Origin of the sequence: Streptomyces sp. NPDC051822 (assembly GCF_044452745.1) — a bacterium.
Classification (GTDB): Bacteria; Actinomycetota; Actinomycetes; order Streptomycetales; family Streptomycetaceae; genus Streptomyces.
In genome coordinates this window covers 297872-310047 of sequence record NZ_JBITBZ010000005.1, presented here as the reverse complement: position 1 = coordinate 310047, position 12176 = coordinate 297872, and the positions used below count along the sequence as shown (strand labels likewise).

The 12176-nt window shown below is 69.9% G+C and carries 11 protein-coding genes; 6 read left to right on the top strand and 5 right to left on the bottom strand.

The genetic code is table 11. The features are described 5' to 3' along the window. The first annotated feature begins 378 nt into the window (after nucleotides 1-378). The 6 genes from ACIA8N_RS18835 to pknB all read left to right on the top strand — a co-directional run bounded on the left by ACIA8N_RS18835 (nucleotide 379) and on the right by pknB (nucleotide 8535). Nucleotides 379-1239, top strand: a complete 861-nt coding sequence (locus tag ACIA8N_RS18835) for a DUF3662 and FHA domain-containing protein (RefSeq protein WP_030205215.1) — start codon at nucleotides 379-381, stop codon at nucleotides 1237-1239. A gap of 10 nt (nucleotides 1240-1249) precedes the next feature. Further along, complete coding sequence (locus ACIA8N_RS18830) at nucleotides 1250-1777, top strand: FHA domain-containing protein (protein ID WP_030205213.1); 528 nt, start codon at nucleotides 1250-1252, stop codon at nucleotides 1775-1777. 179 nt (nucleotides 1778-1956) lie between these two features. After that, entirely contained in the window at nucleotides 1957-3450 is a 1494-nt protein-coding gene (locus ACIA8N_RS18825) for a Stp1/IreP family PP2C-type Ser/Thr phosphatase (RefSeq protein WP_030549816.1), read from the top strand. Nucleotides 3451-3476: 26 nt separating this feature from the next. Further along, nucleotides 3477-4898, top strand: a complete 1422-nt coding sequence (locus ACIA8N_RS18820; protein WP_365776786.1) for an FtsW/RodA/SpoVE family cell cycle protein — start codon at nucleotides 3477-3479, stop codon at nucleotides 4896-4898. Next, a complete protein-coding gene (locus ACIA8N_RS18815; RefSeq protein WP_365776784.1) occupies nucleotides 4895-6361 on the top strand; it encodes a penicillin-binding transpeptidase domain-containing protein in 1467 nt (488 codons plus the stop codon). The genes ACIA8N_RS18820 and ACIA8N_RS18815 overlap by 4 nt, the downstream gene beginning before the upstream one ends. A 155-nt stretch (nucleotides 6362-6516) precedes the next feature. Next, a complete protein-coding gene (gene pknB / locus ACIA8N_RS18810) occupies nucleotides 6517-8535 on the top strand; it encodes a Stk1 family PASTA domain-containing Ser/Thr kinase (RefSeq protein ID WP_365776782.1) in 2019 nt (672 codons plus the stop codon). Nucleotides 8536-8656: 121 nt separating this feature from the next. On the opposite strand, the gene ACIA8N_RS18805 is transcribed toward pknB, so the two are convergent. From ACIA8N_RS18805 to ACIA8N_RS18785, 5 genes are all read right to left on the bottom strand, one after another. After that, nucleotides 8657-9331, bottom strand: a complete 675-nt coding sequence (locus ACIA8N_RS18805) for a class E sortase (protein WP_030549812.1) — start codon at nucleotides 9329-9331, stop codon at nucleotides 8657-8659. 38 nt (nucleotides 9332-9369) lie between these two features. After that, nucleotides 9370-10584: a class E sortase gene (locus tag ACIA8N_RS18800; RefSeq protein ID WP_365776780.1), complete on the bottom strand. Its 1215-nt coding sequence runs from the start codon at nucleotides 10582-10584 to the stop codon at nucleotides 9370-9372. Continuing rightward, nucleotides 10581-11219: an aminodeoxychorismate/anthranilate synthase component II gene (locus tag ACIA8N_RS18795; RefSeq protein WP_365776778.1), complete on the bottom strand. Its 639-nt coding sequence runs from the start codon at nucleotides 11217-11219 to the stop codon at nucleotides 10581-10583. Before ACIA8N_RS18795 ends, ACIA8N_RS18800 begins: the two co-directional genes overlap by 4 nt. Continuing rightward, nucleotides 11216-11377 (bottom strand): hypothetical protein, encoded by a 162-nt coding sequence (locus ACIA8N_RS18790; RefSeq protein ID WP_017240377.1) that lies wholly within the window; start codon nucleotides 11375-11377, stop codon nucleotides 11216-11218. The genes ACIA8N_RS18795 and ACIA8N_RS18790 overlap by 4 nt, the downstream gene beginning before the upstream one ends. A 64-nt stretch (nucleotides 11378-11441) precedes the next feature. Beyond that, on the bottom strand, nucleotides 11442-12134 hold the full coding sequence (locus tag ACIA8N_RS18785) for a class E sortase (protein WP_365776776.1): 693 nt from the start codon (nucleotides 12132-12134) through the stop codon (nucleotides 11442-11444). Nucleotides 12135-12176: the final 42 nt, after the last annotated feature.

Here is a 12176-nt window from a genome sequence, read left to right as displayed (position 1 = left end):
GTTGTTTCGGCTCCGCTCGGGCAGACCAAGGTGAGGGAGGGATGGAAGGACGGAAACGGGCAGGAGGGAAGGAGCGGGTGGGGACGGAGGAGCGGGACCGGGGGGAGAGACGGCGGAGAGACGGCGGCCGAGGGGGAGGCGGCGGGGGAGGAGAAGGGGGAGGAAGGGGACGGACCGCCCGCCGACCCGGCACCGCGCCCCCGCTCGCACAGCCGGGTGCGGGACACTGTCCACAGGCCGCCTCTACGATCCGTGGGGAAAGCCTGTGAGAGGTGTGACACTCGTCCACAGGGCAGGGAAGGGGAACCAGCCGATTTCCCGACGCGTGGATACGATCAGTAAGCAGTACCAGGACGACAACGACCGAGGAGGTGCCCCATGGGAGTCATGAAGCGTTTCGAGCAGCGTCTCGAAGGTCTGGTCAACGGCACCTTCGCCAAGGTCTTCAAGTCCGAGGTCCAGCCGGTCGAGATCGCCGGCGCGCTCCAGCGCGAGTGCGACAACAACGCGCAGATCTGGAACCGCGAGCGGACCGTCGTCCCCAACGACTTCATCGTGGAACTGAGCACGCCCGACTACGAGCGCCTCAGCCCCTACTCGGGCCAGCTCGGCGACGAGCTCGCCGGCCTGGTCAGGGACTACGCGAAGCAGCAGCGGTACACCTTCATGGGGCCGATCAAGGTCAACCTGGAGAAGGCCGAGGACCTCGACACCGGCCTGTACCGCGTACGCAGCCGCACACTGGCGTCGAGTACGTCACAGCCGCAGCCGCCCGCGGGCGGACCGCAGCACCACCAGCAGCAGGGCCAGGCACAGGGCCGCGGCGGCTACGGGTACCCCCCGGCCGGCGCCCCGCCCATGCCCGCCGCCCCGCCTCCCGGCGCCCCCGGCCACCGGCCGCAGGCGGCGCCTCGTCCGGCGGCCCCCGGCCCCGGTACGCACGGCGGAGCGGGCACCCATGTCCGCCACTGGATCGAGATCAACGGCACCCGCCACCAGATCTCCCGCCCGACCCTGGTCCTCGGCCGCAGCACCGACGCGGACGTGAGGATCGACGATCCCGGCGTCTCCCGCCGGCACTGCGAGATCCGGACCGGAACGCCCTCGACGATCCAGGATCTGGGATCCACCAACGGCATCGTGGTGGACGGGCAGCACACCACCCGCGCTACGCTCCGCGACGGCTCGCGGATCGTCGTGGGCAGCACCACCATCGTTTACCGGCAAGCCGAAGGGTGAAGCGGGGGCAATGTCAGAGCTGACCCTGACGGTCATGCGGTTGGGTTTCCTGGCCGTTCTGTGGCTGTTCGTCATCGTGGCCGTCCAGGTCATCCGCAGCGACCTCTTCGGTACGCGGGTGACCCAGCGCGGTTCGCGGCGCCAGGAGGCGCGACCGCAGCAACAGCAGGCGCGGCAGGCCGCCGCGCCACCGCAGCAGCGCGGCCAGCAGAACACGGGCGGGGGCGGGCGGCAGCGCCGCGGCGCCCCGACCAAGCTGGTCGTGTCCGAGGGCACCCTCACCGGCACGACCGTCGCCCTCCAGGGCCAGACGATCACGCTGGGCCGGGCGCACGACTCCACGATCGTCCTCGACGACGACTACGCGTCGAGCCGGCACGCCCGGATCTACCCCGACCGGGACGGCCAGTGGATCGTCGAGGATCTCGGGTCCACCAACGGCACGTATCTCGACCGGACCCGCCTCACCACCGCCACACCCATTCCGCTGGGCGCGCCGATCCGCATCGGCAAGACCGTCATCGAGCTGCGGAAGTAGTGCTACATCATGAATAGGCGCGAGCGGAGCGAGCGAGACGGGACGGTCCCCGCCAAAGGCCGTGCCGCGCTCCCGACCGGAGCGACTGAGGCGACCGGCGTGACCGGAGCGACCGGAGGGTGGGCAGTGTGGGTCGAGACCGGCCGTACCCCGAAGCAGCGGCGACAGGGCAGGTGCGCATGAGTCTGTCCCTGCGATTCGCCGCGGGCTCCCACAAGGGCATGATCCGCGAGGGCAACGAGGACTCCGGCTACGCCGGTCCCCGGCTGCTCGCCATCGCCGACGGCATGGGCGGCCAGGCCGCCGGCGAGGTCGCCTCCTCGGAGGTGATCTCCACCCTCGTCACGCTGGACGACGACGTCCCCGGCTCCGACATCCTCACCTCGCTCGGTACGGCGGTGCAGCGCGCCAACGACCAACTGCGCATGATGGTCGAGGAGGACCCGCAGCTCGAAGGCATGGGCACCACGCTCACCGCCCTGCTGTGGACCGGTCAGCGTCTCGGCCTCGTGCACGTCGGCGACTCCCGCGCGTACCTGCTCCGCGACGGTGTCCTCACCCAGATCACGCAGGACCACACCTGGGTCCAGCGGCTCGTCGACGAGGGCCGGATCACCGAGGAAGAGGCCACCACCCACCCGCAGCGCTCGCTCCTCATGCGCGCGCTCGGCAGCGGTGACCACGTCGAACCCGACCTCTCCATCCGCGAGGTCCGCTCCGGCGACCGGTACCTGATCTGCTCCGACGGCCTGTCCGGCGTGGTCTCGCACCAGACGCTCGAGGACACCCTCGCCAGCTACCAGGGCCCGCAGGAGACCGTGCAGGAGCTGATCCAGCTCGCGCTGCGCGGCGGCGGCCCCGACAACATCACGGTGATCGTCGCCGACGTCCTCGACGTCGACGGCGGCGACACCCTCGCGGGTCACCTCAGCGACACCCCGGTCATCGTGGGCGCGGTCGCCGAGAACCAGGCCCAGCTGAACGACGGCGGGGCGATGCAGACCCCGGCCGGCCGCGCCTCCGGGCTCGGCCGCCCTGCCCCGCACCAGCAGCCGCCCGCCGGTGGCTTCGGCCCGCCCGGCAGCGGCGACGGCCACGGCTACGGCGGCATGCCCCCGCAGGGTTCCTTCGAGTCGTACACGGACGACGACTTCGTGAAGCCGCGCACCGGCCGCAAGTGGCTGAAGCGCTCCTTCCTCCTCGTCCTCGCCCTCGCCGTCCTCGGCGGCGGCGCCTACGGCGGCTGGCGCTGGACGCAGACCCAGTACTACGTCGGGTCCAAGGACCAGCACGTGGCGCTGTACCAGGGCATCAGCCAGGACCTGGCCTGGGTCTCGCTCTCGAAGGTCCAGAAGGACCACCCCGAGATCGAACTCAAGTACCTCCCCGCCTACCAGCGGAAGCAGGTCGAGGACACCATCACGGGCGGCAGCCTCGGCAAGGCCGAGACGAAGATCGCCGAGCTGGCGGCGCAGGCCTCGGCCTGCAAGAAGACCGAGCAGCGCCGTGCGGCCGCCGAGAAGGCCGCCGACCAGGCGAGCAAGCCGCCGGCGACCCCGAAGCCCGGCGAGACCGCCACCCCTGACCCCAAGCCCACCACAGCCGCTCCGTCCCCGGGTCCCACCCTCACCGCGGAGGAGCAGAAGCTGGCCTCGAACTGCGGCAAGCAGTAAGCACCCGTAGGGGGCCTTTCACCACCATGAGCGTTGTCACCAACACGACCACCATCGGCGCGATCGAGGCGCCGAGCCGCCGCAACACCGAGCTGGCGCTGCTCGCGTTCGCCGTCGTCATCCCGGTGTTCGCGTACCTCAACGTGGGCCTGGCCATCGACGGCAAGGTCCCGGCCGGCATGGCCGGGTACGGGCTGGGCCTCGCCCTGCTCGCGGGCGTCGCGCACCTCGTGGTGCGGAAGTGGGCCCCGTACTCGGACCCGCTGCTGCTGCCCCTCGCGACCCTGCTCAACGGCATGGGCCTGGTGCTGATCTGGCGGCTGGACCAGTCGCCGCGGCTGATCGCCAAGTCGATCAACGACTTCGGCAGCTTCAGCCCGGACGCCCCGAAGCAGATGATGTACTCGGCGATCGGCATCGCCATGTTCGTGGGCGTGCTGCTGCTGCTGAAGGACCACCGGGTCCTTCAGCGGTACACGTACATCTCCATGGTGGTGGCGCTCGTCCTGCTGCTGCTGCCGCTCGTCCCGGGGCTCGGAAGTCCGGTCTTCGGTGCCAAGATCTGGATCAACATCGCCGGCTTCTCCATCCAGCCCGGTGAGTTCGCCAAGATCGTGCTGGCGGTGTTCTTCTCCGGCTACCTCATGGTGAAGCGGGACGCCCTGGCTCTGGCCAGCCGCCGCTTCATGGGGCTCTACCTGCCCCGTGGCCGTGACCTCGGCCCGATCCTGACGATCTGGGCCGTCAGCCTCCTCATCCTGATCTTCGAGAACGACCTCGGTACGTCGCTGCTGTTCTTCGGCATGTTCGTGATCATGCTGTACGTGGCGACGGAGCGGACCAGCTGGATCGTCATGGGTCTGCTGATGTCCATCGCGGGTGCGGTGGGTGTGGCATCCTTCGCGAGCCACGTCCAGGCCCGTGTCGACGCCTGGGCCGACCCCTTCTCCTGCGCGGACAAGGTCAACGCCTGTGACCAGATGACCGAAGTACTGATGTCCTTCGGCTCCGGCGGCATCCTCGGCACCGGCCTCGGCCAGGGCAACTCGGACCTCATCGGCTTCGCCGCCAACTCCGACTTCATCTTCGCCACCGTCGGCGAGGAACTCGGCCTCACCGGTGTGATGGTCTTCCTGCTCCTCTACGGGCTGATCGTCGAGCGCGGTGTCCGCACCGCCCTCGCCGCCCGTGACCCCTTCGGCAAGCTGCTCGCGATGGGCCTCTCCGGCGCCTTCGCGCTCCAGATCTTCGTCGTCGCCGGCGGCGTGATGGGCCTCATCCCGCTCACCGGTATGACGATGCCGTTCCTCGCGTACGGCGGATCCTCCGTGATCGCCAACTGGGCCCTGGTCGGCATCCTGATCCGGATCAGCGACACGGCGCGCCGTCCCGCGCCCGCGCCCGCCCCGTCCCCCGATGCCGAGATGACCCAGGTGGTCCGTCCGTGAACAAGCCGCTGCGCCGGGTCGCGATCTTCTGCGGCCTGCTCATCCTCGCCCTGCTCCTGCGCGACAACTGGCTCCAGTACGTCCGCGCCGACGAGCTGAACACCCACTCGAGCAACAAGCGCGTGCAGATCGAGCGGTACGCCAACCAGCGCGGCAACATCATCGTGGACGGCAAGCCGATCACCGGATCCGCCGACTCCAAGGACCCGTACTACAAGTACAAGCGGACCTACACCGACGGCCCCATGTGGGCCCCGGTCACCGGCTACGCCTCGCAGGCCTACGACGCCAACCAGATCGAGAAGATCGAGGACGGCATCCTCACCGGCAACGACGACCGGCTGTTCTTCGACCGCACCCTCGCCATGTTCACCGGTGAGGAGAAGAAGGGCGGCGACGTCGTCACCACCCTCAGCGGGGCCGCGCAGAAGGCCGCCTTCGAGGGACTCGGGGACAACACCGGCGCGGTCGTCGCCATCGAGCCGAAGACCGGCAAGATCCTGGCGCTGGCCTCCACCCCCTCGTACGACCCCTCCTCCTTCGCCGGCTACTCCGGCAAGGACGAGAAGGCCTGGGTGGCGCTGGAGAAGGACAAGAGCAAGCCGAAGCTCAACCGCGCGATCCGCGAGATCTACCCGCCCGGCTCCGTCTTCAAGGTCGTCACCGCCGCCGCCGCCCTCGAGAACGGCAAGGTCACCGACATCGATGCGGCGACCGACACTCCCGAGGGCTGGAAGATCCCGCTCTCCACCAAGCCGATGGTGAACCACGCCAAGGGCTGCGCCAACGCCAGTCTGAAGCGCGCCCTCGACATCTCCTGCAACTCGGTCTTCGCGAAGCTCGGCGACGATGTAGGCGTCGAGAAGATGACCGAGATGGCCGAGAAGTTCGGTTTCAACGCCGAGCAGTTCACCCCGGTCCGCTCCGCCGCCTCCGTCTACGACAAGAAGGCCGACCGCGGCGGCAACGCGCTCTCCTCCATCGGCCAGTTCAACACCGCGACCACCCCGCTCCAGATGGCGATGGTCACGGCGGCGATCGCCAACGACGGCAAGCTGATGAAGCCGTACATGATCGACCAGCTGCGCGCCCCGAACCTCGACGTCATCAAGCAGAACGAGCCGGAGGAGATGAGCCGCCCGGTCTCCGCGCAGAACGCGCAGCTCCTCCAGCAGATGATGGAGAGCGTCGTCACCAACGGCACCGGCGGCAACGCCGACCTGAACATGGACGGCGTGAAGGTCGGCGGCAAGACGGGTACGGCGCAGCACGGCGACAAGAACGCGAAGCGCCCGTACGCGTGGTTCATCTCGTACGCGAAGACCGCCGAGGGCTCCCCGGTCGCGGTCGCCGTGATCGTCGAGGACTCGGCGGGCACCGACCGCGAGGACATCAGCGGTGGCGGCCTCGCGGCCCCGATCGCGAAGGCCGTGATGAAGGCGGTCATGAAGAACCGCGGCTGACGTTCCGGGCCCGTACCTGCCAGGTACCGGTCGGGTATCAGCTACCGGCCCCGGGTGGATCGTCTTCCCGGGGCCGGTACCGTATGCGCGAACAGCACACACCGCCGGACCACCCATGGGTGCGGTCGGGACAGACGGAGAGGGCTGGATTAGCTATGGAAGAGCCGCGTCGCCTCGGCGGCCGGTACGAGCTGGGCTCGGTGCTCGGCCGTGGTGGCATGGCCGAGGTGTACCTCGGACAGGACACCCGGCTCGGCCGCACCGTCGCCGTGAAGACGCTGCGGGCCGACCTGGCCCGCGATCCGTCCTTCCAGGCCCGGTTCCGCCGTGAGGCACAGTCCGCCGCCTCGCTGAACCACCCGGCGATCGTCGCGGTCTACGACACCGGCGAGGACTACGTCGACGGGGTCTCCATCCCGTACATCGTGATGGAGTACGTCGACGGGTCGACCCTGCGTGAGCTGCTTCACTCCGGGCGCAAGCTGCTGCCCGAGCGCACGCTCGAGATGACGGTCGGCATCCTCCAGGCGCTGGAGTACTCGCACCGCGCCGGCATCGTGCACCGTGACATCAAGCCGGCGAACGTCATGCTGACGCGCACCGGCCAGGTCAAGGTCATGGACTTCGGCATCGCGCGCGCCATGGGCGACTCGGGCATGACCATGACGCAGACGTCCGCGGTCATCGGCACGGCCCAGTACCTCTCCCCCGAGCAGGCCAAGGGCGAGCAGGTCGACGCCCGCTCCGACCTGTACTCGACGGGCTGCCTCCTCTACGAGCTCCTCACCGTCCGGCCCCCGTTCATCGGCGACTCTCCGGTCGCGGTCGCGTACCAGCACGTCCGCGAGGAGCCGCAGCCGCCGAGCAACTTCGACGGCGAGATCACGCCCGAGATGGACGCCATCGTCCTCAAGGCGCTGGTCAAGGACCCCGACTACCGCTACCAGTCCGCCGACGAGATGCGCGCGGACATCGAGGCCTGCCTCGACGGCCAGCCGGTCGCGGCCGCCGCCGCCATGGGCATGGGGATGGGCATGGGGGCGCCCGCGTACGGCGGTGGCTACGGCGGCTACCCGCCGGAGGACCAGCCGACCACGGCGCTGCGCCAGGCCGACCCGGCCGGCCAGACCTCGATGCTGCCCCCGATCAACCCGGACGACGGCGGCTACGGCTACGACGACCGCCCCGACCGGCGTCGCGGCGGCCAGAAGAAGTCGAACACCTCGACGATCCTGCTGGTCATCGCGGGCATCCTGGTGCTCGTCGGCGCGATCTTCATCGGCGTCTCCCTCATGGACAAGAAGGACGGCACCCGGCAGGTCAACGCGCCGCGGCTGGTCGGCCAGACCGTCGAAGCGGCGACGGATCTCGCGACCAACGCCGGCGTGAAGCTGCAGCAGGCCGGCACCGAGCGCTGCGACCAGCCCAAGGACGCCATCTGCCGCCAGGACCCGGCCGCGGACGTGAAGATGGACACCGACGGCACGGTCCAGGTGTTCGTCTCCGAGGGTGCTCCGCTCGTGGAGGTCCCGGACGTCATCGAGCAGTCCCAGGAGCGGGCCGAGGAGAGCCTGAAGGCCAAGGGCTTCAAGGTCAAGGTCGAGCAGGAGGAGTCCGACGAGGAGCCGGGCACGGTCCTGCGGACGAACCCGGACGGCGGCACCAAGGCGGAGAAGAACTCCGAGATCACCATCACCGTCGCGAAGAAGAAGCTGTCCGAGCTGCCCGACCAGAAGGGCCGGACCTACGACCAGGCCGTCCAGCAGCTGACGCAGCTCGGCTTCACGAAGGTGTCCAGGGAGGACGTCGACTCGGAGCAGCCCGCGGGCACCGTGATCGACCAGACCCCGGCGGGCCCGTCGAACCAGCCGAAGGACGTCCAGATCACGCTGAAGGTCTCCAAGGGCCCGCAGCAGCCGCAGCAGGTCCAGCTCCCGACGGGGCTCGCCAACAGGCCGTTCAAGGACGTCAAGGCGCAGCTCGAGGCCATGAACCTGAAGGTCACCCAGGTGGGCTCCGACAAGGACGACGCTCTGGTCGTCGGGACGAACCCGGGCGAGGGCTCGATGGTCACTCCCGGTCAGGAGATCAGCGTCTACACCGTCGGTGGCGGTGGCGGCAACGGCGGTGGCGACAACAACGGTGACGGCGGGGACGGCGGCATCTTCGGCTGAGCCCCACCCCTTCCGGACGTGGGAGAGCCCCGGCATCCAGTGGATGCCGGGGCTCTCCCATGTCCGGATGCCCGACTGTCCGGACGTCCGGATCTCCGGCTGTCCGGATGTCCTGGTCGGGTCAGCGCAGCTCCGCCGGTGGGGTGCGGTCGCGGTCGACCTTCTCCGTGCGCTCCAGTTCGCCCCAGACGATGTAGCGGTAGTCGGAGGTGTACATCGGGGTGCAGGTGGTCAGCGTGATGTAGCGACCCGGCTTGGTCTTGCCGGACTCCTTCGGTACGGGCTGGAGGACGTCCACGTTGTACTTCGTGGTCTCCGGGAGGGTCTTGTAGACCTTGTAGACGTACCAGGTGTCCTTGGACTCGAAGACGATCGCGTCCCCGGTCTTCAACTTGTGGATGTTGTGGAACTTCGCGCCGTGGCCGTCCCGGTGGGCGGCGAGCGTGAAGTTGCCCTTCGCGTCCTGCGGGAGGGCGGACTTGATCGGGTCCGTGTAGTAGCCGGCGACGCCGTGGTTGAGGATCGCGCTGGTCGTGCCCCGCTTGATCAGTATGTCGTCGTCGCCCATGGCCGGCACGTGCAGGAAGCCGATGCCGTCCTTGGTGTCCAGCGCGCCGGGACCGTCGGCCCAGTTGTCGCGGACCTGGGCGCCGTCCTGGTCGGCGGCGCGGTCGGCGAGGACGTTGGTCCACCACAGGGAGTAGACGACGAAGAGGCCGAGCACCACGCCCGCCGTGATGAGGAGTTCGCCGAAGAGGCTGATGATCCCGGCGATCCGATTACGCACGCGTGCCACTAGGTTCGTCCCGTCGTCCCGTCCGGAGGTGTCGGGTCTCAGCCTACGAGCGCTTTCGGCTTTCCCTTGCTGCGCGGGCGTTCCTCGACCAGCCTGCCCCACACGATCATCCGGTACGTGCTGGTGAACTCGGGCGTGCAGGTGGTCAGGGTGATGAACCGGCCGGGTTCCGTGAAGCCCGAGCCCTTCGGCACCGGGTCGATCACGGAGACGTTCGAGGGCGAGGTCTGCGGCAGGATGCTCGCCATCTCGTAGGTGTAGTAGGCGTCCTGGGTCTCGACGACGATCGGGTCGCCGGGCTCGAGCCGGTTGATGTACCGGAAGGGCTCGCCGTGGGTGTTGCGGTGGCCCGCGACCGCGAAGTTGCCCTGCTTGTCGGAGGGCATGGCGGTCTTCAGCTTGCCGTCGGCGTAGTGGCCGACCATGCCCTTGTCGAGGACCTTGGTCTTGTTGATGCCCTCGGCGACGGGGACGACGACGTCCAGCTTGGGGATGTACATGATGGCGAAGCCCTCGCCGGGCTCGAAGGTGTCCGGCTTGCTGTCGCCCTTGGCCCAGGTGTCCTCGATCTGTTCCTTGGCCTGGTCGGTCTCCTGGCCGGCGAGGACGTTCGTCCACCACAGCTGGTAGGTGACGAAGAGGAGCATCACGACGCCGAAGGTGATGAAGAGTTCGCCGACGGCGCGGCTGGCGACGACGCCGACGCTGTCCTTGGCGGCGCGGGCGGCCTGGCGGGCCTCGACGCGGGAGAGCGGACGTCCCGGCGGCGGGGTCGGCGGGGTGCTCGCGGGCGTCTCGGGCTCGGCGCCGCCCCGGTTCCTGCCCCGGCCGCCCTTGGCGGCGCGGCGGCGCTCGGCCCTTCCGGGCCCGGGAGGCGGCTCTACGGCCTGGAGAGCCATCGTCTCGGCCGGGGAGGGCCCCGGGGGCTCCCCGGACTCGGACGGGTCGTACGGGGGCGCGTAGGGGCTCTCCTGGGCCGCGACCTCGTAGGGGGCGGCGGCGGGTGCCTCGTACGTGTACGGCTCGGCCGGGGCGTAGGGCTCCGCGGCGGGGGCGTACGGCTCGGCTCGCGCGTACGCGTCAGCGGGGGCGTACGGCTCGGCCGGGGGGTACGCGTCCGCCGGCGCGTACGGGTCGGCCGGGGCGTACGGGGCCGCGGGTACCGGCTCCGGTGCCGGGGTGTTCGTCGGGTGGTTCGGCGGCTCGTTCGGCGGGTCGTTCGTCGGGCGGAACCACGGAGAGCCCGTCGTCACGCGACGGCCTTGCCCACCACCGGGGCGAGCCCCGCCGACCGTCCGACCGCCCCCTTGTCGCCGCACTGCTCCAGCCAGTTGGCGAGCATCAGGTGCCCGTGCTCGGTGAGGACCGACTCGGGGTGGAACTGGACGCCTTCGACGGGCAGTTCGCGGTGGCGCAGGCCCATGATGATGCCGTCCTCGGTCCGCGCGGTGACTTCGAGCTCGGCGGGGAGGGCGGCGGGCTCGGCGGCCAGCGAGTGGTAGCGGGTGGCGGTGAACGGCGAGGGCAGACCGGCGAAGACGCCCTTGCCCTCGTGCGTGACGGGGGACGTCTTGCCGTGCAGCAGCTCGGGCGCGCGGTCGACGACGCCTCCGTACGCCACGGCCATCGACTGCATGCCCAGGCAGACGCCGAAGACGGGCACGCCGGTGTCCGCGCAGTGCCGCACCATGTCGATGCAGACTCCGGCCTGCTCGGGGGCGCCGGGGCCCGGCGAGAGCAGGACGCCGTCGAAGCCGTCCTGGGCGTGGCTCAGCTCGACCTCGTCGTTGCGGAGGACTTCGCACTCGGCGCCGAGCTGGTAGAGGTACTGAACGAGGTTGAAGACGAAGCTGTCGTAGTTGTCGACGACGAGAATTCGCGCGCTCACTGGCCGTCCACCGTCACATCGTTGAACGGAAGCAGAGGCTCCGCCCAGGGGAACACGTACTGGAAGAGGACGTAGACGACCGCGAGGACCAGCACGATCGAGAGCAGCGCCCGCACCCACGCGTTGCCCGGCAGATGCCGCCAGATCCAGCCGTACATGACGTCGACCGCCCCTTCCGTTCGTTACGGGGACCAGAGTACGGGGCGAGGGGGCCGGGAGGGGTCAGCTGCCCAAAGCCTGTGGACGGCCGTCGGCGACCGGGCGGGTGGCGTCGAGGTGGGCCCAGGCGATCAGGCGGTGGCTGCTGCCCCACTCGGGCTCGCAGGTGGTGAGGGTGAGGTAGCGGCCGGGGCCGTCGAAGCCGGCCGGGTTCCGTCCGAAGGACGTCGGCAGCGGGGCGACGACCCCGACGTCGGTGGGCACGGTCCGGTAGGGCGCGCGGACGATCCGGTACGTGAACCAGGTGGTCCCGTCGGTCAGGACCACCGCGTCGCCCGCGCGCAGCCGGGGGAAGTCCTTGAAGGGGTCGCCGTGGGTGCGGCGGTGGCCGGCGACGGCGAAGTTGCCGGTGGCGCCGAGCCGGGCGGTGGCAGGGTAGTGGCCGAGGCCCTTCTTGAGGACGCCCGGGCCGGTGCCTTCGAGGACCGGCCACCTCCAGTCCCTGCCGAGCCGGGGGACGTACATGACGGCGATGCCCTTGCCCGGGGCGTACGCCGGGGGCGTGGAGGGGTTCCCGGGGGCGGGCGGGGGCTCGACCGGGGTGCTCGTCCACGCGCGCTGGAGGGTGTCGATCTGGTCGGCGCTCGCGCTCCCGGCCTGGACGCCGGTCCAGTACAGGACGTACACGACGAAGAGGACGATCAGGGTGCCGAGGGTGAGGCACAGCTCGCTGAGGGTCCTCACGACGAGACGCAAGCCCCGCAAGCCGCCCTCCCCCTGTCAGCTCACCGGCGGTCT